Here is a 24,562-nt window from a genome sequence, read left to right on the forward strand (position 1 = left end):
CCCCTGGTGGTCATGGACCACGTCGACAAGTGGTTCGGCGACCTGCACGTGCTCAAGGACATCGAGCTCTCGATCGCCGAGGGCGAGGTCGTCGTGGTGATCGGGCCGTCCGGGTCCGGCAAGTCGACACTGTGTCGCACGATCAACCGCCTGGAGACGATCGACAAGGGGTCGATCACCCTCGACGGTGAGGCCCTGCCCGAGGAGGGCAAGGCCCTGGCCCAGCACCGTGCCGAGGTCGGCATGGTGTTCCAGAGCTTCAACCTCTTCGCCCACAAGACGATTCTGGAGAACGTCACGCTCGGCCCGATCAAGGTGCGGGGCAAGAGCAAGGAGGACGCCGAGAAGCGTGCTCGTGAGCTGCTCGACCGGGTCGGTGTGGGCAACCAGGCCGACAAGTTCCCCGCCCAGCTCTCCGGCGGCCAGCAGCAGCGCGTCGCCATCGCCCGTGCGCTGGCGATGGAGCCGAAGGTGATGCTCTTCGACGAGCCGACCTCCGCGCTGGACCCCGAGATGATCAACGAGGTCCTCGAGACCATGGTCGACCTCGCCGAGCGCGGCATGACGATGGTCGTGGTCACCCACGAGATGGGATTCGCGCGCACGGCCGCCCACCGGGTCGTCTTCATGTCCGAGGGCGCGATCGTCGAGGAGAACACCCCCGAGGAGTTCTTCACCAACCCGCAGTCCAGCCGTGCGCAGGACTTCCTGTCCAAGATCCTCAACCACTGATCCTTCCCCAGAAAGAGGAGACACCGTGAGAATCCGTCACCTAGGGACCGCCGTCGCCGCGGTCGCACTCGCCCTGTCCGCCGCAGCGTGCGGTGACGCGGGCGGCGGCACGTCCACCGAACCGGAGAACGACTACGCCATCGCCGAGAACCCGTCGTTCCCCGAGGGGTCCCGCATGGCGGAGCTGGCCGAGAGCGGCACCATCAGGATCGGCGTGAAGGTCGACCAGCCGGGCATCGGGTTCCAGCCTGCGGGCGCGGACCGACCGATCGGCTTCGACCCCGAGATGGGCAAGATCATGGCCGCCTCGCTGGGCCTGGAGCCCGGCGACATCCAGTTCGTGCAGACCGTGTCCGATCAGCGTGAGCCGTTCCTGCAGTCAGGCGAGGTCGACCTGGTCATCGCGTCGTACTCGATCACCGACGACCGTCGCGAGGTCGTCGGCCAGGCCGGGCCCTACTACCTGACCGGCCAGCAGCTCCTCGTCCCGAGCGACTCCGACATCTCATCCCTGGCAGACGTCGAGGGCACCGAGGTCTGCTCGGTCACCGGGTCCACCTCGCTGAGCAACATCGAGGAGGAGGGTGCGACCCCCCGTGGCTTCAGCACCTACTCCGAGTGCGTGGACCAGGTCCTCAACGGCGCCCTGCCGGCGATGACGACCGACGGCGCGATCCTGCTGGGTTACGCCGCCGACAACCCGGATGACCTGAAGGTGGTCGTCGAGCCGTTCTCCGAGGAGCGATACGGCATCGGGTACCCGCAGGAGAACCCCGAGATGTGCCAGTGGATCAACGACACCCTCACGCAGGCCTACGACAGCGGCGAGTGGGCGACGGCCTTCGAGTCGACGCTCGGTCAGTCCGGCGTGGAGACCCCGCAGCCGCCCCAGCTCGACGACTGCAGCGAGAACCAGGGCTGAGCACAGCCTGACCCGGTCGACGGGCGCCCCGGGAGACCGGGCGCCCGTCGACCGCACACCCGCGGAGGAGACCGTGTGATCGCCGTCATCGAGGAGTTCGGCCCGTCCATCGCGAGGGGTTTCTGGCTCACCATTCAGCTGGCTGCCCTCTCCGGGTTCGGCTCGCTCCTGTTCGGGACGCTCCTCGCAGCGATGCGCGTGGGCCCCGTGCCGGCCCTGTCCTCGTTCGCGTCATGGTTCGTCACCTTGGTGCGCAACACCCCCCTGCTCGTCGTCTGCATCATCGTCTTCAGCGGACTGCCGGCGATCGGGCTGCTGAACCAGACCGGCTTCCTGGTCAAAGCCTTCGTCGCGGTGACGGTGTACACCTCACCGTTCGTCTGCGAGGCATTGCGCTCCGGCATCAACTCGGTGCCCCTCGGTCAGGCTGAGGCGGCGCGCGCGATCGGTCTCGGCTTCCGCGGGACCATGTCGCAGGTCGTTCTCCCCCAGGCCTACCGGGCGTCGATCCCGCCGATGGTGAGCGTGCTGATCGCGATGACCAAGAACACCTCGGTCGTCGGCCTGTTCGGCCTGGCCGAGGCGTACGCAAGGCTCCAGGGCCTGCTCAACGACAACGCCGACCAACGCATCCAGATCTTCCTGGTCATCTCTCTCGGCTACGTCGTCATCGTGGAGCTGATCAGTGCCGTGGGATACCTCGCCGAGCGGAAAGTGGGTACCTCCCGATGAGCGCAGGCTCCAGCGTCCTCTTCGACCTGCCCGGACCGAAGGCCCGTCGACGGCACCGCATCGCCAGCATCGCGAGCATCGCGGTCGGGGTCGCCGTGCTCGCCTACGTCATCTACCTCATGGTCGAGAACGAGCAGTTCACGGCCGACCAGCTCGAGGTCTTCGTCACCCCGAGCTTCGTCTCCGCCATCATCACAGGGATCGGCCAGACCTTGTCCGCGGCCGTGTTCGCGATCGTGCTGGCGACGCTGATCGGTCTCGCCTTCGGTCTCGGCAAGACGTCCGAGCGCGCGTTCGTCCGCTGGCCGTCCTGGCTCTTCGTCGAGTTCTTCCGTGCCGTGCCGGTGCTGGTCCTCATCTACTTCATCTTCCAGACCTTCGGGGCAGGCGACGGCGGCATCGGCAACTTCTGGTCCCTCGTCGCCGGTCTCATGCTCTACAACGGCGCGGTGCTGGCGGAGGTGCTGCGCGCCGGCCTCAACGCGGTACCCAAGGGCCAGGCCGAGGCCGCGTACGCGATAGGCATGCGCAAGACGCAGGTCATGCGGGAGGTGATGGTGCCTCAGGCCGTCCGGATCATGCTGCCGGCGATCATCAGCCAGCTGGTCGTGGCGCTGAAGGACACCAGCCTGGGGTATGCGATCAACGCCAACGGCGTGAGCTACGTGTTCAAGCAGATCCAGAACCAGTTCGGCAACCCGCTGTGGGTCGGCCTGATCCTCGCCGCGATCTACATCCTGCTCAACATCGTGGTCGCGAGGATCGCCACCTGGGCCTCCGACAAGCTCGTCGGCGACCAGACCCAGGGCAGCAGCGGCGACGAGGCCGAGAAGAAGACGCAGGCCGCGAACGCCGGCGCCTGAGCCACCCCCTTCGCACCGGCCCCGCACACACGACCGGCCCACCGTGGATCGCACGGTGGGCCGGAGTCGCGTGTGGAGTGGCGCGCTCAGACCTGCGAGGCGGCGCCCTTCTCGGTGTCGGCGCCGTCCGTACGCAACGCCCCTCCCTGGGTCTCCAGGTGCGCCCGGATGAACCAGTGGAACAGCTCGAGCTTCTGGATCTGGCCGATGATCATGTCCTCGCTGACCGGGTCGATCTCGGCCGCGGTGGCGCGGGCCTTGCGGTAGTCCTCGAGGACGCCGGTGTAGACGACGTCGAGCGCGGCGAGGTGCTCCTGGGTGCTGGCGCGGCGCAGCGAGTAGTCGTCCCAGGTGCGCTCGGACACGAGTGATCCCGGTGTGCCCTTCGGGGAGCCGCCCAGCGTCGCGATGCGCTCGGCGAGGTCGTCGGCGTGCCCGCGCACCTCGTCGACCTGCGGGTCGAGCATCTCGTGGACGGCGATGAAGTGGGGGCCGACGACGTTCCAGTGCACGTGCTTGAGCACGAGGTGCAGGTCGTTGACGGCGTGCAGCCTCGACTGCAGCGCCTCGACGAGGGTGACGGCGTCGGACTCGGAGATCCCGGGCGTGGTGAAGTGCAGATCAGTCATGGACAACTGATCCCCGGGGGTCCCGAGATCTATTCGTGATGTGACGCGGCAGCCGTCTCGCGCATCAGGCGCCGCATGCGGTCGTGCCCGCGTCGCTGCACGGCCGGGAGGCCGAGCCGTGAACCGCGCTCGATCTCGCGCAGCGCCAGAAGACTCCCCCGGCTGACCACCGCCTGCTCCTCGCGGTCGGTCAGCTCGCGGCCGTAGCCGCGCAGGAAGGCCTGCCGCGTCTTCGGACGGCGCTGCCACGGGCCGTGGGCGAGGAGGGCGAAGTCCACCGAGGCGGGCGCCCACCCCGAGGCGCCGAAGTCCAGCACCCGCAGCGTGCCGTGGGGACCCAGCAGCCAGTTGCGTGGGCGGTAGTCACCGTGGGTGGGCACCGCCCGCGTCTCCGGCTCCTCGACGAGCATCGCGGCGCGACGCTCGACGAAGTCCCGCTCCTCCTGCGACACGTGGTCCCGGGCCGCTACGAGCAGGCGCTGCGCCTGCGCGGCGGCGCCGGGTGAACCCTCGCGGTGGCGTTCGGGCATGGTCTGGTGCAGCATCCGCAGCAGCCGACCCGCCCGCCGGTAGACCGGGAAGCCGGCCAGCACGGGCTCCTCCCCGGGCAGCTCGGTCAGGACGATCGCCGAGAGGTCCTCGTCGTGGGCGAGCAGTCGGGCTGCGCGGCCCTGCATCTTCGGGATCCACCGCTCGTACGCACGCACCTCGGCCCGCCACGCCTGCGGGCGGGGCTCCACCTTCACGACGACCCGCCCCCATCGCGTCGTGTCCAGGCGCCACAGCCGACGCCCGCTGGCCTCACCCGCGTCGGTGGCACCGGGACGTTCGAGCAGCGTGTACGCCCCGGCCTGCTCGCGCAGCCAGGCGTGCACGTCCGGCCCCACGCTGGACTCCCTCACCGACATCTCTCCATCCTCGCGGTAGCCGCCAACACGATCACACGTCGTTATGGCCGGCGCCCGCAGGGCACGGTGGAATCGTGAGCAACACCGGATCCGACCTCCGTCCCCACGTCATGGTGCTCTTCGGCGCCACCGGCGATCTCGCCGAACGCAAGCTCTTCCCAGGCCTCTACCACCTCGCCGCCGCCGGGCGTCTTCCCGACGCCTGGGCCGTCGTCGGCTCCGGGCGCCACAGCCCCGGCACCGACGAGGAGTTCCGCGACCAGCTGCGCGAGGCCCTCACCGAGACCATCGACGACGTCGACGCCCAGCTTCTCGACGACGTCCTGTCCAAGGTCTCCTTCCAGACCTCGAACTCCGACGACGGCTCCGAGCTCGCCGAGCGTGTCGCCGCGGTCGAGCGCCAGCTGGCGGGGGACGGCGACGTGTCCGACGTACGCCGCCTCGTCTACCTCTCGGTCCCCCCGGGCGCGATGGAGCCCATGATCGGCATGCTCGGTCGCGAGGACCTCGTCGACCGCGCCCGCCTGGTCATCGAGAAGCCGTTCGGCACCGACCTGGAGTCCGCCCGCAGCCTCGACGCCGCGCTGAAGGAGGTCATCGACGAGGAGCACATCTTCCGCATCGACCACTTCCTCGGCAAGGAGGCCGTGCAGAACATCCTGGCGCTGCGGTTCGCCAACGGCCTGCTCGAGCCCGCCTGGAACAACCAGCACGTCGCCAGCGTGCAGATCGACGTGCCGGAAGCGATCGGCATCGAGGGCCGCGGCTCGTTCTACGAGTCCACCGGCTGCCTGCGCGACATGATCTCCACCCACCTGTGCCAGCTGCTCGGCTTCGTCGCCCTGGAGGACCCGGGCTCCCTGGAGGCCGGCTGCGTGCGCGACGCGAAGGCCGCCGTCTTCGACGCCCTGCGACCCCTGGACCGGGACCGCGTGGTCTTCGGCCAGTACGACGGCTACACCGACGAGGAGGACGTCGACGACGACTCCGACGTCGAGACCTTCGTGGCCATCGAGGCCTACGTCGACAACGACCGCTGGTCCGGTGTGCCGTTCTACCTGCGCACGGGCAAGGCGCTGAAGGAGAAGCGCCGCACCATCACCCTGCGCTTCAAGGAGCCCGACTCCGGCCTGTTCCCGGACCTGCCGGGTCGCAACGACCTGGTGCTCGAGCTCTCCGACGAGGCACAGATCGTCGCCGCGCTGCGCGCCAAGCGGCCCGGACCCGAGCTCGCGCTCACCAGCGCCGACCTCGAGTTCTTCATGGCCGAGCAGCACCCCGACGACGACCCGCTCGAGGCGTACGAGCGGCTCCTGCTCGACGTGATGCGCGGGGAGCAGACCTTCTTCACCCGCTCCGACGAGGTCGAGCGGCTGTGGGAGGTCTGCCAGCCGGTCATGGACGACCGGCCGCAGGTGCACGCGTACGCCCAGGGCTCGTGGGGTCCCGAGCCCGCCCTGGAGCTGCCCGAGGGCGGCTGGTGGGTCGGCACCGCCGACGACGACAAGGTCGAGCCTGCCTGATGGGACGGTCCGACGCGCGGCAGGAGGGCAACGCCGCACCCGACTTCCCCGCGATCGCCGACCACGGGCTCATCGGGGACCTCCGCACCGCCGCGCTCGTCTCGACCGAGGCGACCATCGGCTGGTTCTGCCCCGGCCGCTTCGACGAGCCGAGCGTCTTCGCCTCGATCCTCGATCCCGAGGTCGGCGGCTCCTGGACGTTGGCACCCACCGGGTCGTTGGCCACGACGCAGCAGTTCTACCTGCCCGACACCAACGTCCTCGTCACGCGCTTCCACACCGAGGAGGGCGTGGCCGAGGTCCACGACTTCATGCCGATCCGGCGGGCGCACGACCACGAGCACCGGCAGCGGCTGGTGCGTCTGGTGCGGTGCGTCCGCGGCGAGGTCACCGTCCGCACCAGGCTGGAGGCACGACCGGCGTACGGGTCGACCGGGGTCGAGGCCACCGCGACCGACGACGGTCTGCTGCTCAGCGGCGACGGCGTACGCCTCGGCCTGGTCTCCACCGCCGACCTGGAGGTCGAGGACGGGTCGGTGACCTCCGGCGCGCAGCTCAGCAGCGGCGAGAGCGCCCTGTGGGTGCTGCAGGTGCTCGACGGGGACGAGCAGCCCGACGCCCGCGACTGCGCCTCGACCGACGAGCTCCTCGACGCCACGGCCCGCTACTGGCGCGACTGGCTGAGCCAGTCGACCTACACGGGCCGGTGGCGCGAGATGGTCGACCGCTCCGCGCTGACGCTGAAGCTGCTCACCCATGAGCCGACCGGCGCGATCATCGCCGCCCCCACCACCTCGCTGCCCGAGGACATCGGCGGCGAGCGCAACTGGGACTACCGCTTCGTGTGGATCCGCGACGCCGCCTTCAGCATGTACGGCCTGATGCGCCTCGGCTTCACCGACGAGGCCGGCGCCTTCGTCCAGTGGCTGACCCAGCGTCTCGCCGAGCAGCCCGCACGTCGCGGCGACGAGGAGCGTCACGACGACGACGGGCACGACCTCGGGCCATTGAGGGTGCTCTACGACATCGACGGCAACGTGCCCGACGCCGAGCGCGAGCTCGATGGCCTGCGCGGCTACCGCGACTCCCGTCCGGTGCGCGTCGGCAACGCCGCGGTGGAGCAGCTGCAGCTCGACATCTACGGCGAGCTGATCGACTCGGTCTACCTCTACAACAAGTACGGCACGGGCCTCGACCACGCGACCTGGTCGGACCTCACGAGCGTGCTCGAGTGGGTGATGGAGAACTGGGACCAGCCCGACGCCGGCATGTGGGAGATCCGCGACGACCCCCAGCTGCACACGTCCTCACGTCTCATGGTGTGGGTCGCCATCGAACGCATGATGCGCGTCGCCCGGCAGCGCGGTCTCCCCGGTGACCTGCAGAAGTGGGGTGCGGTGCGCGACACCGTCTACCACCGCATCATGGAGGAGTGCTGGGACGACGAGGTCGGTGCGTTCATGCAGTTCGAGGGGTCGAGCGCGGTGGACGCCGGGGCGCTGCTCATGCCGCTGCTGAAGTTCGTCGCCCCCGACGACCCGCGGTTCGTCGCCACGGTGCAGGTCATCGAGGAGCGGCTCGTCTCCGACAGCCTGGTCTTCCGCTACGACCCCGACGAGACCTCCGACGGTCTGGACGGGGACGAGGGCACCTTCAGCATGTGCTCGTTCTGGTACGTCGAGGCGCTCACCCGCCTCGGCCGGCACGACGAGGCGCGCCTGGCACTGGAGAAGATGTTCACCTACGCCAACCACCTCGGCCTCTACGCCGAGCAGGTCGGGCTCACCGGACGCCAGCAGGGCAACTTCCCCCAGGCGTTCACCCACCTGAGCCTCATCAGCTCGGCCCTGAACCTCGACCGGACGCTGGGGTGACTGACGGACTGACGGGCTGCCAGGACCCAGCCGCGACGTCTCAGCCGCGACGAGGTGCGGCGAACACCGCCCACACCTCGGTGCCACCCTCACGGACGACCCCCCAGTCGACGCTGACCTGCTCGACCATCCACAGGCCTCGGCCGCCGGGCGAGTCGGCGCTCGGGAGCGTCGCGTCGAGTCGGGGGGCGACCCCGGCATCGGTCACGGAGATGCGTACGCGGTCCGCGGCGAGGGTCCAGGAGACCTCGATGCAGCCGTCCGCGTACGCCTGCCCGTGCCGCACCGCGTTGCTCAGCAGCTCACCGAGCGCCAACGCGGCCATCGCGGCGGCGTGACGGACCACACGACCGTCCTCCAGGACGTGCTCGAAGGCGTTCCGGGTCTCGGTGCAGGCGGCGTGGGTGGCCCGCGGCCGGGCGTGGTGCACGGTCTGCTCGGTGCGCTCGCGCTCGATCGTCATGAGCTCTCGCTCCCGTCGCTCGGGTCACCGACCCCTTCGGCGGGGGCCGCCGTCTCGTCGTACGGGAGCCCGCAGATCTCCAGGATGCGGGCCGCGATGCTGCCCGCCGCGGCGACGAAGCGCACCTGCGTACCGATGTCGTCGCCGTGCCGTTTCGCCGCTGCCAGGGCCGCGATGGCCACGCTCAGCAGGTACTCCACCTCGGTCAGCTCGACCGACACGGTCACCGGCTCAGGGGTGCGTTCCTCCCCGCCCCCGGCTGCCTCCATGAACGCGAACAGCTCGTCGCGGAAGCGGGGCGTCGAGAGCTCGTCGAGAGTCCCTGCCACCGAGAAGGTTCGCGAGGCGGGATCCGGGGTAGCCGCATATGGTCGGTCCACGATCGACAGGGTAACCCTGCCCTGTCGCGATCTGTACCTCTGAACCCGAGCGCGCTACGCTGAGACGGCAAGCGCGTCGTTTCTGCACGCTCAGTGCACGACCGACGTGAACCACCACGGGTCTGGGAGGTGTTCCCGTGACCAGTCCGTTCTTCGTCTCCTCGAAGACCTCCGGCGACGCGGCCGGCGAACGCTACGCCGCCCACCGGCTCGCCGACCTGTGCGTACGCCACATCGAAGCCGTGCAGCACCCGCAGAAGGCCGTCGAGGCCGTCGTCTGCGAGCTCGTCGAGCACGGTCTCGCCGTCGCCCACATCGCGGTGCACCCGGGCACGTCCTGGATCGCCGCGGCGGCGACCACCGACGTCGTGCCGCTGGACGCCGAGCTCTGCTCGGTCGGCCGCCCCCAGGCGCAGGCGCTGCACGAGATCATCCAGCTGGGCACGACCCAGCGCTGGGTCCTGCCCCCGCACACGGCGGACCGCATCCGGCTGCTCTCGCTCGTCTTCGGCGACACCGAGCTCGTCGAGCGCATCGAGGAGGCGGCGAGCAAGGAGCTGCTGTTCTTCCCGCTCCGCGCCCGCGGCCGCGGCTACGGCCTGCTGTCGGTGGCCTTCCGCGGGTCCGCGGAGCTGCGCTCGGAGGCTGTCGGCGACCTGGAGCTGCTCGTCGACCGGGTGGCGATGTCGCTCGACACGTGCGCGCTGCTCTCCGAGGGCCGCTACCTCGCCTCGACGATGCGCGAGGCCCTGATCCCCCCGATGCCCCAGCTCGCGCGCGCCGAGCTCGGCCTGTGGAGCCGTGTCGCCGACGCCGGCCTGGGCCTCGGCGGCGACTGCGTCGCCGTGACCGGCGACGAGGACGACCTCTCGGTCGTCGTCGCCGACGCGATGGGCAAGGGCGTCGAGGCGGCCGTGACCGCGAAGCGCCTCCACGCGGCCTTCCGCACCGCGGCCCGTGTGGACCGCCGCCCGTCGTGGGTCCTCGACATCGTCAACCAGGTCGCCTCCGACGAGCCCGAGGAGTACGCCGGCTTCTTCACCACCGCCGCCTGCGTACGCAGCCGCCCGCAGCCCGAGGGCAGCCTGCTGGTCGACGTGGCCACCGCGGGCCACTGCCCGCCCCTGGTGCTCCGGGCCGACGGCATCGTCGAGACGATGCAGGCGCGAGGGCCCGTGCTCGGTCTGTATCCCGACCCGGAGTTCACCGCCGACACGGTGACGCTGGAGCCCGGCGACTCCCTGCTCATCTACACCGACGGCATCACCGAGGCGCAGAGCGCCGACGACGTCTTCGGCGAGGAGCGGCTGACCGAGGAGCTCGTCCCCCTGGCCGGGCTCCGGGCGCAGGCCATGGCCGAGCGCCTCGGCCTGCTCGTCGACGACTTCGCCGACCGGCTGCGTGACCAGGACGACCGCACGGTCATGGTGGTGCGCTGTCCCGTGCGACCGGTCGAGACGGCTGCCGCCCACCTCGACGAGCCGCGCTCCCTCGACTCCCGGGCCTCATGACCGGGACGGTCACCGAGCTCGCGACCCCCGAGGTCCGGGACTACTGGAAGCACGTCGAGGCCGACGACCTGTCCGGCGCCCTCGGTGCCGCGGTGTCCCTCATCGAGCAGGGATGGAGCGTCACCGACATCGTGGAGCGGCTCCTCACCCCCACCCAGCACCACGTCGGCCAGCTGTGGGCGGACGACGCCTGGTCGGTCTCGCGGGAGCACGCCGCCACCGCGCTCAACGAGGCGGTGCTGCGTCGGGTCGGCACGATCCGCCGCACCTCGCAGACCAAGCCGGCAGGGGCCGAGGTGCTGGTCGTCTGCGCAGAGTCCGAGTGGCACGCCCTGCCCGGGCTCGCGGTCACGGTGCTGCTGAACGACCAGGACGTGCCCGCGGTCTTCCTCGGCGCCGACCTGCACGTGCCGGCGGTCCACCACGAGACGGTGCGCCTCAACACCCGCGCCGTCGTCGTCAGCGCCTCGCTCGCCTCCTCGCTGCCGTACGTGCAGCGGCTGGTCGAGGTCGTGCGCTCGGCGCGCGTCCCGGTCGTGGTCGGCGGGTCCGCCTTCGACCCCGACGGTCTGCGTGCGGCGGCGCTCGGCGCCACGGCGCACGCCGAGCGCGGAGGAGCCCTGCCCGACGTCATCCGCGCCCTGCCGGCGCGCGTCGCCCCCCTGGTGCTCGTACGCTCCGCCGCCCGCGAGGAGGCCGAGCAGCTCACCGCACGCCGACGCGACATCGCCGCCGCCGCCATGACGGCCCTGACGCTGACCTCCGAGCGCGACTGGCGCGACTTCGTCGACGACCAGCTGCCACACGTGCTGGGCGCCCTCGAGGCGGCCCTGATCGTCAACGACCCGGGTGCGGTGTCCCAGGCCTGGGACTGGCTCGAGCAGGTGCTCGAGCGGCGCGGCGGACACGGCGTCGTCGAGGCCGTCCGCAGCGCGGTGACCCAGGCCGTGCGCGAGTTCCCCCTCGCGAGCCGCATGCTCGCCGACGTCGCACCACCGCGCTGAGGCCCGTGGACTCCGCCGGTCCCGGCGAGCAGCTCGCCCGCGACGTCGACGCGTGGGGCAGACGCCTCGACGACAGCGAGACCTTCCAGCAGGTGGTGCGTCTGGGGCTGCTCGGCTTCGGCGCCGTGCACCTGCTGGTGGCGCTCATCGCCGTCCGCATCGCCCTGGGCAGCAGTGCCGGCTCCGGCAGGGCGACCAGCGACGGCGCGCTGAGCCAGCTGGCAGGCGCACCCTTCGGCCGCATCCTGCTGATCGTGATCGCCGTCGGGTTCGTCGCCCTGGTCGTGGCGAGGCTGCTGGAGGCGGCGTACTCGCACCGCGACGAGACCGGCGCGAAGGCCGTCGTCATGCCGGCGTACTCGACGCTGAAGGCCGCCCTGTACGCCACGCTGGCCTGGAGCACCGCCAAGATCGTGCTGGGCGGCGGCAGCGACGGCGGGCAGACCGACACCTTCACGGCGCAGGTCATGTCGATGCCGGGCGGGCAGGTGCTCGTCGTCGGCGTCGGACTCGCCGTCTGGGCGTACGCCGGGGGTCTGCTGCGCACCGGCCTGACCGCGCGCTACCGCGACAAGCTGGCCGCCGAGGGCTGGTCGGGCCTCTCGGGCTCCGCGATCGACAAGGTCGCCCGGGTCGGGTACGTCGGCAAGGGCACGGCGTTCGTCCTGGTCGGGCTGCTGTTCGTCATCAGCGGCCTCACCCACGACGCCCAGCAGTCCGGCGGGCTGGACCAGGCGCTCCGAGAGCTCGTCAGCCAGCCGTACGGGCGCGTCGCGGTGATGGCGGTCGCCGTCGGCCTCGCGGCGTACGGCCTGTTCGCCTTCGCGCGGGCGCGACACCTCCGTCACCGATCCTGACCCCCGTCCGCCCGCGGGATGCCACGATGGGCGGGTGAGAGCCGCCGCGGAGTGGGAGGGGTGGACCTCGACGACCCGCCGGGTCCGGCTGTACCTCGTGACCGTCGGCGTCGGCGCCCTGGTGCTCCCGTGGCTGCTGCTGCCGCTGGCCCCGACGCCCGTGGGGCCGCCGGCGCCGGTGACGCTGCTGATGCTGCTGGCCGTCGCGGTCTTCCACATCGAGGTGGCGCGGGTCCTCATCGGCGGCCGGGTGGAGGGACAGCAGCCCCACAAGGCGCTGTCCGCCTGGGCGCTGGCGAGCGCGCTGCTCCTGCCGCCCCCGATGCTCCTGGTCGTGGTCGTGGCGACGTACGCCCACGCCCGCTGGCGCGGGATGCGCGTGCCGCTGTGGCAGTGGGTCTTCTCCGGCGCCTTCCTGGTGCTGGCGGGGTGCGCCGCGCTGGTCGTACGCCACGTGGTGCTCGGTCCGGGACCCCTCGTGCCGGGCGACGCCTCGGTCTCGGGCAGCGCGCTCCCCGAGGTCACGCTGGCGCTCGCCGCACTCGCGTTCCTCACGGTCGAGATGCTGCTGTTCGCCGGCAGCGCGCTGCTGAACCACGCCGAGCAGGAGCAGTGGCTGCGCGGGCAGCTGCGCTCGGTGTCCTTCTACGTGACCGAGGCAGCCGTGCTCGTCGTCGGCGCACTGACCGCGGTGCTCTGGAGCGCGGGCCCATGGTTCCTGCTGCTCGCCCTCCCGCTGCAGGTGCTCGCGGCGCGAGCCGCCCTGCTGCAGCCCGTGCGGCAGCGGGCAGCCGAGGCCGCCGTGCTCGCCGCCGAGAACGAGGTGCTCGCCGAGGCCAACGCGTTCAAGGTGCAGCTGCTCTCGATGCTCGGTCACGAGGTCGGCAACCCCCTCACGTCGGTGATCGGGTGGAGCCAGGTGGCCACCGAGGCGGTCGAGGCAGGCGACCTCGAGGGTGCGCGCGACGCGCTCACGACCGCCGAGCGGAGCGTACGCCGCACGCGCGAGGTGCTCGCCGACATCACCGCGATGGTCGCGGCCGACACCGGGGCGCTCTCGGCGCATCCGGAGACCGTCGAGCTCGCGCCCCTGCTGCGCGACGTCGGACTGCCGACGACGCAGGCGACCGACGAGACGACGGTGCGGGTGCAGCCCGGGCACCTGCACCAGATCCTCACGAACCTCGCCAGCAACGCCGAGAAGTACGCCGGGGGCGTCACCTCGCTCACCGCCGTGGCCGGCCCGGACGGTTGCGTGAGGATCGAGGTCGCCGACGGCGGGGTCGTCCCGTCGGACGTACGCGAGCGCCTCTTCGAGCGGTACGCCCGCGCCGAGACGCACAGCGGACTGCACGGCACCGGCCTCGGACTGGCGATCACGCGCGATCTGGCACGTGCCAACGGAGGCGACGTCACCTATCGTCCCCGCTACCGGGACGGGCGCCCGGGATCGGTCTTCACGGTGATCCTGCCTGGTCCGGGGGCGGTCGCGTCCCCGGTGGTTCAGCCGAGCGAGGCCAGTCCCGCGGCGAACGCCTGACGGGAAGCCTCGGAGGAGTCGATGCGCCAGTCGGTCTCCTTGGCGACGTCGAACCAGCAGAAGCCCTCGATCGCGGCCGTGGCATCGAGCACGGCGAAGAAGTCAGCCACCCAGGCCGCCTTGTCGCCGCCGACCTCGGTCGAGGCGACCTCGCCGAGGTGGATCGGCCTCGCCGTCAGCGCCTGCACCTCACCGATGGTGGGCCAGAACAGCTCGCCGGCACTCTGCCAGGTCGACCACGACTGGCTGGCTCCGAAGTTGTAGCCGTCGAGAGCCACCTGGTCGACGTACGCGTCACCGGGGTAGAACGCCGCCAGCGGGGTGGACCCCGGGTAGGAGATGTTCGGCGACCACACCCAGGTGACGTTCGTCGCCCCGCGGGCGTCGAAGACGTCCACGACGTGCCGGAAGGCCGCGACGTAGTGCTCTGCGGTGTTGCCGTCGACCCCGACGGCCCAGGGGTACCAGTCGCCGTTGGCCTCGTGGGCGATCCGCAGCTCGACCGAACCGCCGTAGTCGCGCACCTGGTCGGCCCAGGTGCGGAGGTAGGGGTCCAGCCGCCCCGCGGCGATGCGGGACAGGGCGTACGCCGGCTGCGCGGTGCCCGCCGCCGGGTCCCACGGCTCCCAGGTGATCTGCGGGATCGCTCCGGCCGCGGCGACCCGGGAGGCCGCCGCAGCGGGGAAGTCGGGCGTAGTGGCCCAGGCCTCGTACCACATCACCATGCTCGGTGCGGCTCCCGCGCGCTCGGTGAGCGCCGCCAGGTCCGCGGCATCACCGGGGGTGCCGGGCAGGAACACGGAGAAGCGGGGGCCGGACGGTGAGGGTGCCGGCTCCGGCGCCGTGGTCGGCGCCGTGGTCGGCGCCGTCGTCGGCACGTCAGCCGGGGCCTTGCGGCCCTTGACCCCGCCCGGGGCCGCTTCGGCGGACCCCGGACCCGCCAGGAGTGCAGCGATCAGCAGTGCGACCACGAGGACGACGAGACGCACGGCGACCTGTCCCGCCTGCCCTGATCTGCCGTTCGCAACGGTCGGCCCTATCCGCGGAGCGTTGTCGATCATGTCGGGTCCGATCTCGTCCAGGACCCCTCCCTGGGTCCTCCCGACACCAGGATCCCCTCCACCGGGACCTTCAGCCGCCCGATTCGGGACTTCAGACCTGCAAAATCTCGGCAGCAGAGACGAGAAGCCCCGGGTCGGAGTCGACCCGGGGCTTCTCTGTGGTGCGCGAGGGGGGAGTTGAACCCCCACGCCCTTTCGGGCACACGGACCTGAACCGTGCGCGTCTGCCTATTCCGCCACTCGCGCAAGCAGCCGGGCAAGCGTAGCCCAGCCCCCGCGGCTCGGCCGAATCGGGGTGAGGAGCACGACAGCCGCGGCCCGCCGGCGGATGGGCGTTCCGCCCGCGGGTACCCGCACCTCCGGCGGCTAGCATGACTCGACGCCGTCACGTCGGCGCACGCGTCGGCCGGCGCACAGAGCCGGCGTGAGGTCCGCACCGCTTCGAGAGGAGGAGCCCGTGGGAGTGCTGCAACGCTTCGAGGACCGCCTCGAGGAGATCGTGGCGGGCACCTTCGCCCGCGCGTTCCGCTCGGCCGTGCAACCGGTCGAGCTGGCCGCGGCCCTGCAGCGTGAGTGCGACCGCTCCTCCCAGGCCCTGTCGCGCCAGCGCCGGCTCGTGCCGAACGCGTTCCGCGTCCAGCTGAGCCCGTACGACCACGAGCGTCTCGCGGAGTACACCGACGCCCTCTCCGACGAGCTCGCCGACATGCTCAAGGACTACGCCGAGGAGCAACGCTACGTCTTCGCGGGCCCGCTGGTCATCGACTTCGAGACCGCCGAGGAGTTCGGCACCGGGCGCTTCCGGGTGCTGAGCAAGGCGGTCGCGAGCGTCTCGGCCGCGTCGGGCTCCTCCCGAGGCCCCGAGCCCGGCCGCCGCGGCACCAGATTGGTGCTCGAGGTCAACGGCGAACGCGTTCCGCTCGAGCCCCCCGGCGTCGTGGTCGGGCGGGGCTCCGACGCGACGCTGCGCATCAACGACCCCTCGATCAGCCGACGCCACGTGGAGTTCCAGGTGGCGGGCGGCCGAGGCACCCCCGACGTGCACGTCGAGGACCTCGGATCCACCAACGGCATGCGCGTCGACGGTCACGACGTCTCCCGCGCCCGCCTGACGGACGGCTCCGAGGTGCGCATCGGCAACACCACGCTCGTCCTCCACGTCGTCCGCCGCGAGGACCGCGACCGGTACGAGGAGGATGCGCAGTGAGCGAGCTGACCCTGGTCCTCATCAAGTTCGCCTACCTGGCGATCCTGTGGATCTTCGTGCTCTCGGCGGTCTCCGTGGTCCGCTCGGACCTGTTCGGTGCGCGGGTGCCGAGCTCGGCGCGTACGCCGGACCGTCGTCCCGATCCGGGCCGCGGCGGCGCCAAGCCCGGTCGGCCGAAGCGTCGTGGCGCGCCGACGCATCTGGAGGTGGTCGAGGGCGACAACGTCGGGGCCCGTGCCGACCTCGACGACGCGCCGCTGCTGATCGGCCGGGGATCCGACGCCGCGATCCGGCTCGACGACGACTACGTCTCCACCCGCCACGCCCGCGTGGGCAGGTCGGGCGACCAGTGGTTCGTCGAGGACCTCGGCTCCACCAACGGCACCTACGTCGACAACCGCCGCATCACCACGCCGACGACGATCGCGCCGGGCACCCAGGTGCGCACCGGCAAGACGATCCTCGAGCTGCGGAAGTAGACGGGTCGCACCATGGCCCTCGCTCTGCGCTACGCCGCGCTGTCCGACGTCGGACGCGTACGCAAGGACAACCAGGACTCCGGGTACGCCGGACCCCATCTGCTCGCGGTCGCCGACGGGGTCGGGGGGTCCGCCCGCGGTGACGTCGCGTCCTCCACGGCCGTGGCCGCCGTACGCCGCCTCGACCAGTCCCGCCACGACGAGGGCGAGGAGCAGCTGCTGCGCGCCGTGGCCGGCGGTCTGCACCGCGCCCACGACCGCATCGCGGAGCTCGTCGAGGCCGACGCCGACCTCGACGGCACCTCCACGACCGCGACGGTCGCGCTCTTCGACGGCGTCCGCCTCGGCTTCGGCCACGTCGGCGACTCCCGCGCCTACCTGCTCCGCGCGGGCGGCATCGAGCAGCTCACCAGCGACCACACGTTCGTGCAGAGCCTCGTCGACGAGGGCCGCATCACCCCCGACGAGGCGCGTACGCACCCGCACCGCAACGTGATCCTGAAGGCCGTCGACGCCGTGCACGAGGTCGACCCCGACCTCTTCAGCCTCGCCGTGCAGGCGGGGGACCGGGTGCTGCTGTGCAGCGACGGCTGCAGCGGCGTGCTCGACGACGACGAGCTGGCCGAGATCATGACCGGCGGCAGCCTGGACTTCGTGGCCGTCGAGCTGGTGCGCCAGTCGCTGGAGGCCGGCAGCTCCGACAACGTGACCGTCGTGGTCGCCGAGGTCGTCGATCCCGGTGCCGCGGCGACCGAGGACGCCGACACCTACGCCGCGGCCAGCACCGGTCCGATGCTCGTGGGCGCTGCGGCCGACCAGCCGCGCGACCTCGCCCCCGGGGGCGGGTTCCGCGGTCACCGGTCCGGGGACACCGGCGAGCTGGAAGGGGTCCGCGAGTCGCTCGCGCGCGACGCCGCACCCGCCCGCGGCGGCCGCGCCGCGCGGACCACCCCGCGCGATCCCGAGGAGCTGCGCTACGCCCCGCAGGACCGCCCCCGGTGGTGGCGCCTGCGTGGTCTGCTGATCCCGCTGCTGGTCTTCGGCCTCGTGGGCGGCGCCGGGTACGCCGCCTGGTCGTGGAGCCAGCAGCAGTACTACGTCTCCCTCGACGGCGAGCGTGTCGCGATCTTCCGCGGTGTCGACGCAGACCTCCCCGGGCTGGAGCTGAACCGGGTGGCCGAGACCACCGACCTCGCCTCCGACAGCCTGCCCGGCTACAGCCTCGCCGAGCTCGACGGCGCGATCCCCGCCGAGGACCTCGACGACGCACGGGCCATCGTCGACCGGCTCACCCGGCTGGTGCAGTGCCCGCGCCTGGTGCCCGGCGAGGTGCTGCAGCCGGTCGCGCAGCCGACGACCGCACCCTCGCCCGACCCGTCTGCCGGCCCATCCGCCAGCCCGTCACCGGTGACGGCGCCGCAGTCCCTGGTCGACCCGGTCCCCGACAGCTGCGGGACGGGGTGAGCAGCATGGCCTCACGGTCCTCTCGCTACGCGGGCCTCACCGCCGGTCCCGACCAGGTCGGACCCGAGCTCGTGCACAAGCGACGCGGCGTCGCGGAGCTGTTCCTGCTCGTGCTGAGCCTGCTCGTCGGCATCGGGGCGTACGCGGCCGTCGGCCTCGGCGTGCGCGGCGAGATCCCGACCGACATCATCGGGTACGGCGGCTGGCTGGTGACCCTGGTCGTGGGGGCCCATGTCACGGTGCGTCTGACCGCCCCGTACGCCGACCCCGTGCTGCTGCCGGTGGTCAGCGCGCTGAACGGTCTGGGACTGGCCCTGATCAAGCGCATCGACGAGGGCACGCTGGCAGCGAGCCCCGAAGCGACCCAGCTCTTCGCGGGCCGGCAGCTGATCTGGATGACCGTCGGCGTGGTGCTCTTCGTCGCCGTGCTGGTCGCCGTGCGCGACCACCGGATCCTGCAGCCGTACACCTACACGCTCGGGCTCGCCGCGATCGTGCTGCTGCTGCTGCCCCTCGTGCCCGGGCTGGGCACCGAGATCAACGGCGCCCGCATCTGGATCAACGTCGGACCGTTCAGCTTCCAGCCGGGCGAGGTCGCGAAGGTGCTGCTCGTGCTCGCCTTCGCCGGCTACCTGGTGCGCACGCGCGACGCCCTCGCCCTGGCCGGCAAGCGCGTGCTGTTCGTCGACCTGCCGCGCGGCCGCGACCTCGGCCCCATCCTGGCGATGTGGCTGGTCAGCCTGGGCATCCTGGTCTTCCAGCGCGACCTGGGCTCCTCGCTGCTGTTCTTCGGCCTGTTCCTGACGATGCTCTACATCGCCACCGAGCGTCCCGGCTGGATCGTCGTGGGCAGCACGCTCTTCATCGCCGGTGCCACGCTCGCCTACCTCGGTGCCGGTCACGTGCGCAGCCGCGTCGGGGCCTGGCTCGATCCGTTCGCGGACGCCGACGGCTCGGGCTTCCAGATCGTGCAGGCCCTGTACGGCATGGCGTGGGGCGGGCTCGTGGGCCGCGGTCTGGGCCAGGGGCAGCCGGACCTGGTGCCGTACTCCTACTCCGACTTCATCATCTCGACCCTGGGCGAGGAGCTCGGGCTGACGGGCATGATGGCGATCCTGCTGGTGTACGCCCTGCTCGTCGAGCGAGGCCTGCGCACCGCGCTGGTGGCACGTGACGCGTACGGCAAGCTCATCGCCTCCGGCCTCGCGCTCATCCTCGCGATCCAGGTGTTCGTGGTCGTGGGCGGCGTGACCCGGCTGATCCCGCTGACGGGTCTGACCACGCCGTTCCTGTCCTACGGCGGCTCCTCCCTCGTGGCGAACTGGGTCGTGATCGCGCTGCTGATCCGCATCTCCGACCAGGCCCGGCGTCCGCCGCCGGACCTCGGCACCGACGGGGGCGACGACAGCGACGGCAGCACGTCCGACCGGGACCAGGTGGCCTACGACGCCTCCGACGACGACACGCAGGTGGTGAGACTGAGGTGAACAAGCCGATCCGCACGATGGCGGTCTTCGTGCTGCTCCTCTTCGCCGCCCTGCTGGTCAACGTCACGTGGCTGCAGTACGTCGAGGCAGGCGACCTGAACGACCGTGCCGGCAACCGCCGGGTGCAGGACGCCGCGTTCTCCCAGGACCGCGGCTCGATCCTGGTGGGGCGCCGGCCGATCGCGACGTCGGAGCCGAGCAACGACCGCTTCGACTACCAGCGCGTCTATCCGGCCGGACCCCAGTACGCACCGTTGACCGGCTTCTTCAACTACTTCAGCGCCTCGCAGCTGGAGCAGACCCAGAACCCCGTGCTCTCCGGTGAGGACTCGCGGTTCTTCGTCCGTCAGGTCGTCGACCTCCTCGACTCCGCCGAGCCCCAGGGCGGATCGATCTCCCTGACCATCGACGCCCGTGCCCAGCAGGCCGCCTGGTCCGGGCTGCGCGCCCTCGGCGAGGACACCAGGGGCGCCGTCGTCGCCCTCGAGCCCGCCACCGGCAAGGTGCTCGCGATGGTCTCGAACCCGACCTTCGACCCCAACGCGCTCGCCACGCACGACCTCGGCGCGATCCAGCGACGGTACGACCGTCTGCTGGAGGACCCCGCCGACCCGCTGGTCAACCGCGCGGTGGCGAACACCCTGCCGCCGGGGTCGACCTTCAAGCTCGTCACGGCGGCGGCGGCGCTGTCCTCGGGCCAGTACACGCCGCAGTCGGCCGTCCCCGGCGGCACCGCGCTCGACCTGCCGCAGACCGACACCGACCTCATCAACTCCGGCGGGGCCTCCTGCGGCGGCGAGGAGATCACCCTCACCCAGGCGCTGAACGTCAGCTGCAACGTCGCGTTCGGCTGGCTGGGGCTGCAGCTCGGTCCCGAGGCGATCAGCGACCAGGCCCGGCGGTTCGGTTTCGAGCAGGACTACCTCCCCGAGCTGCAGCAGGTCGCCCAGAGCCGCTTCCCCCGCGACGCGGACGAGCCGCAGACCGCGCTCTCCGCGATCGGCCAGTTCGACGTGTCCGCGACGCCGCTGCAGATGGCGATGGTGACCGCGGCCATCGCGAACAACGGCACCGTGATGCAGCCGTACCTGGTCGACACGGTCACCAGCCCCGACTTCCAGGTGCTCTCCAGCACCGAGCCGACGGCCCTGCGCACCGATGCCGTCAGCCCGTCGGTGGCGCGGGACCTCACCCAGATGATGGTCTCGGTCGTGGAGGAGGGCACCGCGGCCAACGCCGCGATCGAGGGCGTCTCGGTCGCCGGCAAGACCGGCACCGCGCAGAGCGCACCGGACCGCCCCCCGTACGCCTGGTTCGTCTCCTTCGCGCCCGCAGACAACCCCAGGGTCGCCGTGGCCGTGCTGGTGGAGGACGCCGGGGTGGAGCGTGATGCGATCTCCGGCGGCGGCCTCGCGGCGCCGATCGCGAAGGCCGTGATGGAGGCGGTGCTGCGATGAGCCCCGACCAGACCCAGGCCATGGAGAGCTTCGCCGACCCCGACCGCCGCTACCGCCTCGACGAGCTCATCGCGACCGGCGGCATGGGCGAGGTCTGGCGCGCGACCGACACCCGCCTGGACCGCAGCGTCGCGGTGAAGCTCCTCAAACGGGAGCTGGTGGGCGACCCGACGTTCCGTCGTCGCTTCGCCACCGAGGCGCGCAACGCCGCCTCCCTGCACCACCCGGCCATCGCCTCGGTCTTCGACTTCGGCGACGGGTCGCAGGGCTCCGAGAGCCTCCCGCCGTGGCTGGTGATGGAGCTGGTGCGGGGCAAGCCGCTCTCGGAGCTGCTGGGCGACGGTGCCCTCGACGCCGCCCAGACCCGCGACCTGATCGCCTCGGTGGCCGACGGGCTCGGCGCGGCCCACGCCGACGGCATCGTCCACCGCGACATGAAGCCGGCCAACCTGCTGGTCACGCCGCAGCGCGCCGTGAAGATCACCGACTTCGGCATCTCCCGCGCCGTCGACTCCGCCGCCGTGACCCAGACCGGGGAGGTCCTCGGCACCCCGCACTACCTCTCCCCTGAGCAGGCATCCGGCGAGCAGGCGACGGCCCGCAGCGACGTGTACGCCCTCGGCGTCGTGCTGCACGAGTGCCTCGCCGGCGAGCGGCCCTTCGACGAGGGCAGCCCCGTGCAGACCGCGTTGGCGCACCTGCGCCAGGACCCGCCGCCGCTGCCCGAGGACGTGCCGTCGGACCTCGCAGCCGTGGTGCAGCGCGCCATGGCGAAGGACCCGGCGGACCGGTACGAGGACGGTGCGGCACTGGCTGCGGCGCTGCGCCGCGCCGACCTCGGATCTCCTCCTCTGGGAGCGGCCGGCGCGGCTGCGGGCGCGACCAAGGTGATGCCCGGGCTCGGCATGGCGGGGGCAGCCGCGGCCGGGGCCGCCGGTGCTGCCGGTGCTGCCGGTGCCGCCCGTGCGGCCGGCGGCTCGCCCACGGGGCCGCAGGGGCCGCAGGGACCGCGGGACCCCCAGGAGCCGCAGGACCGTCGAGGACGACCCGGATGGGTCCCGGCGGCCGTCGCGGCCGGACTGGTGCTGCTGCTGGTGGCGATCGCCGTCGGCATCCTCGGCACCCAGGGGGCCGACCGCGACCCGGTCGCGCCGCAGGAGACCTCCGAGTCCCCCTCGCCCCGTGCGCAGCGCGAGACCCCCGAGCCGACGGAGCCGACGCAGGAAGCGGTGCCGACGGTCACCGTGGACCGCTCGGACTACGTCGGACGCACCGAGGACGATGCCGAGCAGGCTCTGGAGGACCTCGGACTGCGGGTCGAGAGCGACACGATCACCAACGACGGCAGCAACGCCGAGGGGGTGGTCGCCGACCTCAGCCCGACCGGCGAGGTCGAGGAGGGCACCACCATCACCCTCCTCGTCTACGACCGGCCCGAGGAGCCGGAGGTCGAGCCCCCCGCGGAGGACCCGGCGGAGGACTCAGGCCCGGGCGGGGGCGAGGGCGCGAGCAACGGCAACGGACCCGACGGCGAGGGGCCGCCGGGGCAGGAGGACGACTGATGGCGAACGAGCCGACGATCGTCGGGGGCCGCTACGAGCTGGGCGAGCTGCTGGGCCGCGGCGGCATGGCCGACGTGCGCAAGGCGTACGACAGCCGTCTCGGCCGCACCGTCGCGGTGAAGCGCCTGCGCACCGACCTGGCCGGTGACGCCACGTTCCAGGCGCGCTTCCGGCGCGAGGCGCAGTCCGCGGCACAGCTGAACCACCCCTCGATCGTCGCCGTCTACGACACCGGCGAGGAGCTGGACGCCGAGGGGTCCGGCAGCAACCTCTACATCGTCATGGAGCTCGTGGCGGGGCGCACCCTGCGCGACGTGCTGCGCGAGGGCCGCAAGATCCTCCCCGAGCGTGCGCTGGAGATCGTCGCCGACGTCTGCGCCGCACTCGACTACAGCCACCGCGCCGGCATCGTGCACCGCGACATCAAGCCCGGCAACGTCATGCTGACGCCCGCCGGCGACGTGAAGGTCATGGACTTCGGCATCGCCCGCGCCGTCGCCGACGCCACCTCCACGATGACGCAGACCGCAGCCGTCGTGGGTACCGCGCAGTACCTGTCGCCCGAGCAGGCCCGCGGCGAGAACGTCGACCTGCGCAGCGACGTCTACTCCACCGGCTGCCTGCTGTACGAGCTGCTCACCGGCCGGCCGCCGTTCCAGGGGGAGAACCCCGTCTCCGTGGCCTACCAGCACGTACGCCAGGCACCGGCTCCGCCGTCCCAGCTCGAGCCGGACCTGCCGCCGGAGATCGACCGCATCGTGCTCACCGCGCTGGCGAAGCCCCAGGGGGAGCGCTACCAGTCCGCCGCCGCCATGAAGGCCGACATCGACCGGTGGCTCGAGGGCTCCCCGGTGCTCGCGGCGCCCGTCGCGGCCGCTCCCGCCACCACCGTGCTCGACGATCCCGCGGGGCAGAGCACGACCATGGTCGCGCCGGCGTACGCAGGCAGCCCGCAGGGGCGCCCGGGTGAGAAGCGCAGACGAGGTCGCGGCGGACTCATCGCCCTGCTGCTCCTGCTGCTGGGCGTGATCGTCGCCGCGGTCCTGATCCTGCCGAACCTGCTCGCCTCCCCGACGACCGAGCCGGTGCCCGACCTCGAGGGGCTCACGGTGCAGCAGGCCGGGCAGCGCCTGCAGGCCGAGGGCTTCAGGCTCGGCAACCGCGATCCGCAGCCCAGCGAGGAGGTCGAGCAGGGCCTCATCATCTCCCAGGATCCCGGGGCGGACGACCGGGCGGAGCCGGGCACCAGGATCGACGTCGTCGTCTCCTCCGGCCTGCCCGATCGCGAGGTGCCCTCGCTGATCAACCGCTCGCGGTCCGACGCGATCGCGGCACTCGAGTCGCTCGACCTCGAGGCGGATCCGAACGTCGTCACGAACAACGCGCCCCAGGGCACGGTGGTGGCGCAGTCCCCCGATGCCGGGGAGGAGGTCGCCGCCGGCAGCACGGTCTCCTTCGATGTCTCCCGAGGACCTCGCACCGTGCCGAGCGTGGTCGGCCAGTCGCAGGGGCAGGCCACCGAGATCCTCGAGCGCCGCAACTTCACGGTCTTCGTCGTCGAGGAGACCGTCACCGAGGGCGAGGACGGCATCGTGCTGCGGCAGTCGCCGGAGGGGCTCTCCGAGGCCTCGGAGGGGTCGCAGGTCACGATCGTGGTCAGTCAGCTGGTCGAGCCCACCCCGGAGCCGACGCCCACGCCGACCGAGGAGCCGACCCAACAGCCCGACGGACAGCCGACCGGGGAGCCTTCACCGACCGAGCAGCCCCAGGGAGCCCCGCTGCCCGGCGACGAGCGGGCGCCGGCCGCCTCCGGCAGCGGGAGTGCGGGCCCTCCCGGACGCGCGCCGCGGCCTGCCCCGGCGGAGGCCGGGCCCTCCTCCGCGGGGCCGGGCGGCCGCTGAGCCGAC

Annotated in this window: 22 protein-coding genes and 1 tRNA gene; 17 read left to right on the top strand and 6 right to left on the bottom strand. The window is 72.0% G+C overall.

Features of this window, described 5'->3' with window-relative positions:
* The first annotated feature begins 3 nt into the window (after positions 1-3).
* The 4 genes from KLP28_06535 to KLP28_06550 all read left to right on the top strand — a co-directional run bounded on the left by KLP28_06535 (position 4) and on the right by KLP28_06550 (position 3,249).
* The gene (locus tag KLP28_06535) at positions 4-732 is read left to right on the top strand and encodes an amino acid ABC transporter ATP-binding protein (protein ID QWC86850.1); all 729 of its coding nucleotides are present in this window, start codon (positions 4-6) and stop codon (positions 730-732) included.
* A 25-nt stretch (positions 733-757) separates the two neighbouring features.
* Positions 758-1,654 (top strand): glutamate ABC transporter substrate-binding protein, encoded by an 897-nt coding sequence (locus KLP28_06540; GenBank protein QWC86344.1) that lies wholly within the window; start codon positions 758-760, stop codon positions 1,652-1,654.
* A gap of 78 nt (positions 1,655-1,732) precedes the next feature.
* Complete coding sequence (locus KLP28_06545; protein QWC86851.1) at positions 1,733-2,386, top strand: amino acid ABC transporter permease; 654 nt, start codon at positions 1,733-1,735, stop codon at positions 2,384-2,386.
* Positions 2,383-3,249, top strand: a complete 867-nt coding sequence (locus tag KLP28_06550; GenBank protein ID QWC86345.1) for an amino acid ABC transporter permease — start codon at positions 2,383-2,385, stop codon at positions 3,247-3,249. Before KLP28_06545 ends, KLP28_06550 begins: the two co-directional genes overlap by 4 nt.
* 86 nt (positions 3,250-3,335) lie before the next feature.
* Here KLP28_06550 and KLP28_06555 read toward each other — a convergent pair whose 3' ends face one another.
* Together KLP28_06555 and KLP28_06560 are read right to left on the bottom strand one after the other, a co-directional pair.
* Positions 3,336-3,878 carry a DNA starvation/stationary phase protection protein gene (locus KLP28_06555; protein QWC86346.1) on the bottom strand — a complete coding sequence of 181 codons (543 nt, stop codon included), beginning with the start codon at positions 3,876-3,878 and terminating at the stop codon, positions 3,336-3,338.
* Positions 3,879-3,907: 29 nt separating this feature from the next.
* The gene (locus KLP28_06560) at positions 3,908-4,786 is read right to left on the bottom strand and encodes an aminoglycoside phosphotransferase family protein (protein QWC86347.1); all 879 of its coding nucleotides are present in this window, start codon (positions 4,784-4,786) and stop codon (positions 3,908-3,910) included.
* A 110-nt stretch (positions 4,787-4,896) separates the two neighbouring features.
* Here KLP28_06560 and zwf point away from each other — a divergent pair, with 110 nt between their 5' ends.
* On the top strand, positions 4,897-6,309 hold the full coding sequence (gene zwf / locus KLP28_06565) for a glucose-6-phosphate dehydrogenase (protein QWC86852.1): 1,413 nt from the start codon (positions 4,897-4,899) through the stop codon (positions 6,307-6,309).
* Entirely contained in the window at positions 6,309-8,183 is a 1,875-nt protein-coding gene (locus tag KLP28_06570; protein QWC86348.1) for a glycoside hydrolase family 15 protein, read from the top strand. Before zwf ends, KLP28_06570 begins: the two co-directional genes overlap by 1 nt.
* 40 nt (positions 8,184-8,223) lie before the next feature.
* Here the strand turns inward: KLP28_06570 and KLP28_06575 are convergent, their stop codons facing one another.
* Positions 8,224-8,646: an ATP-binding protein gene (locus KLP28_06575; GenBank protein ID QWC86349.1), complete on the bottom strand. Its 423-nt coding sequence runs from the start codon at positions 8,644-8,646 to the stop codon at positions 8,224-8,226.
* Complete coding sequence (locus KLP28_06580; protein ID QWC86350.1) at positions 8,643-8,975, bottom strand: hypothetical protein; 333 nt, start codon at positions 8,973-8,975, stop codon at positions 8,643-8,645. Before KLP28_06580 ends, KLP28_06575 begins: the two co-directional genes overlap by 4 nt.
* 188 nt (positions 8,976-9,163) lie before the next feature.
* Between KLP28_06580 and KLP28_06585 the strand changes: the two genes are divergently transcribed.
* The 4 genes from KLP28_06585 to KLP28_06600 are packed head-to-tail and all read left to right on the top strand — an operon-like array spanning position 9,164 to position 13,938.
* Positions 9,164-10,537 (top strand): serine/threonine-protein phosphatase, encoded by a 1,374-nt coding sequence (locus KLP28_06585; GenBank protein QWC86351.1) that lies wholly within the window; start codon positions 9,164-9,166, stop codon positions 10,535-10,537.
* Entirely contained in the window at positions 10,534-11,541 is a 1,008-nt protein-coding gene (locus tag KLP28_06590; GenBank protein QWC86352.1) for a cobalamin B12-binding domain-containing protein, read from the top strand. The genes KLP28_06585 and KLP28_06590 overlap by 4 nt, the downstream gene beginning before the upstream one ends.
* Positions 11,542-11,546: 5 nt before the next feature.
* Positions 11,547-12,398 (top strand): DUF1206 domain-containing protein, encoded by an 852-nt coding sequence (locus KLP28_06595; GenBank protein QWC86353.1) that lies wholly within the window; start codon positions 11,547-11,549, stop codon positions 12,396-12,398.
* A gap of 34 nt (positions 12,399-12,432) precedes the next feature.
* Entirely contained in the window at positions 12,433-13,938 is a 1,506-nt protein-coding gene (locus tag KLP28_06600; GenBank protein QWC86354.1) for a HAMP domain-containing histidine kinase, read from the top strand.
* Here KLP28_06600 and KLP28_06605 read toward each other — a convergent pair.
* A complete protein-coding gene (locus KLP28_06605; GenBank protein ID QWC86355.1) occupies positions 13,902-14,927 on the bottom strand; it encodes a hypothetical protein in 1,026 nt (341 codons plus the stop codon). The genes KLP28_06600 and KLP28_06605 overlap by 37 nt on opposite strands.
* A gap of 231 nt (positions 14,928-15,158) precedes the next feature.
* A tRNA-Leu gene (locus KLP28_06610) sits at positions 15,159-15,245 on the bottom strand.
* Positions 15,246-15,456: 211 nt separating this feature from the next.
* On the opposite strand from KLP28_06610, the gene KLP28_06615 reads away from it, so the two are divergent.
* Genes KLP28_06615 through pknB form a run of 7 tightly spaced genes read left to right on the top strand, consistent with a single transcriptional unit; the run spans position 15,457 to position 24,556 of the window.
* On the top strand, positions 15,457-16,206 hold the full coding sequence (locus KLP28_06615) for a DUF3662 and FHA domain-containing protein (GenBank protein QWC86356.1): 750 nt from the start codon (positions 15,457-15,459) through the stop codon (positions 16,204-16,206).
* Complete coding sequence (locus KLP28_06620; protein ID QWC86357.1) at positions 16,203-16,685, top strand: FHA domain-containing protein; 483 nt, start codon at positions 16,203-16,205, stop codon at positions 16,683-16,685. Before KLP28_06615 ends, KLP28_06620 begins: the two co-directional genes overlap by 4 nt.
* Positions 16,686-16,697: 12 nt before the next feature.
* The gene (locus tag KLP28_06625; GenBank protein QWC86358.1) at positions 16,698-18,149 is read left to right on the top strand and encodes a protein phosphatase 2C domain-containing protein; all 1,452 of its coding nucleotides are present in this window, start codon (positions 16,698-16,700) and stop codon (positions 18,147-18,149) included.
* A gap of 5 nt (positions 18,150-18,154) precedes the next feature.
* Entirely contained in the window at positions 18,155-19,636 is a 1,482-nt protein-coding gene (locus KLP28_06630) for an FtsW/RodA/SpoVE family cell cycle protein (GenBank protein ID QWC86359.1), read from the top strand.
* Positions 19,633-21,093, top strand: a complete 1,461-nt coding sequence (locus KLP28_06635) for a penicillin-binding protein 2 (protein ID QWC86360.1) — start codon at positions 19,633-19,635, stop codon at positions 21,091-21,093. The genes KLP28_06630 and KLP28_06635 overlap by 4 nt, the downstream gene beginning before the upstream one ends.
* The gene (locus KLP28_06640) at positions 21,090-22,655 is read left to right on the top strand and encodes a protein kinase (protein ID QWC86361.1); all 1,566 of its coding nucleotides are present in this window, start codon (positions 21,090-21,092) and stop codon (positions 22,653-22,655) included. Before KLP28_06635 ends, KLP28_06640 begins: the two co-directional genes overlap by 4 nt.
* A complete protein-coding gene (pknB, locus tag KLP28_06645) occupies positions 22,655-24,556 on the top strand; it encodes a Stk1 family PASTA domain-containing Ser/Thr kinase (GenBank protein QWC86362.1) in 1,902 nt (633 codons plus the stop codon). Before KLP28_06640 ends, pknB begins: the two co-directional genes overlap by 1 nt.
* Positions 24,557-24,562 lie beyond the last annotated feature (6 nt).

This window comes from Nocardioidaceae bacterium, assembly GCA_018672315.1.
Lineage (GTDB): Bacteria > Actinomycetota > Actinomycetes > Propionibacteriales > Nocardioidaceae > TYQ2.

Bases quoted from the DNA above. Each gene is read 5' to 3' on its own strand.
- KLP28_06550 (QWC86345.1), top strand. From the start codon at position 2,383: ATGAGCGCAGGCTCCAGCGTCCTCTTCGACCTGCCCGGACCGAAGGCC.
- KLP28_06555 (QWC86346.1), bottom strand. From the start codon at position 3,878: ATGACTGATCTGCACTTCACCACGCCCGGGATCTCCGAGTCCGACGCC.
- KLP28_06560 (QWC86347.1), bottom strand. From the start codon at position 4,786: ATGTCGGTGAGGGAGTCCAGCGTGGGGCCGGACGTGCACGCCTGGCTG.
- zwf (QWC86852.1), top strand. From the start codon at position 4,897: ATGGTGCTCTTCGGCGCCACCGGCGATCTCGCCGAACGCAAGCTCTTC.
- KLP28_06570 (QWC86348.1), top strand. From the start codon at position 6,309: ATGGGACGGTCCGACGCGCGGCAGGAGGGCAACGCCGCACCCGACTTC.
- KLP28_06575 (QWC86349.1), bottom strand. From the start codon at position 8,646: ATGACGATCGAGCGCGAGCGCACCGAGCAGACCGTGCACCACGCCCGG.
- KLP28_06590 (QWC86352.1), top strand. From the start codon at position 10,534: ATGACCGGGACGGTCACCGAGCTCGCGACCCCCGAGGTCCGGGACTAC.
- KLP28_06625 (QWC86358.1), top strand. From the start codon at position 16,698: ATGGCCCTCGCTCTGCGCTACGCCGCGCTGTCCGACGTCGGACGCGTA.
- KLP28_06630 (QWC86359.1), top strand. From the start codon at position 18,155: ATGGCCTCACGGTCCTCTCGCTACGCGGGCCTCACCGCCGGTCCCGAC.
- KLP28_06640 (QWC86361.1), top strand. From the start codon at position 21,090: ATGAGCCCCGACCAGACCCAGGCCATGGAGAGCTTCGCCGACCCCGAC.
- pknB (QWC86362.1), top strand. From the start codon at position 22,655: ATGGCGAACGAGCCGACGATCGTCGGGGGCCGCTACGAGCTGGGCGAG.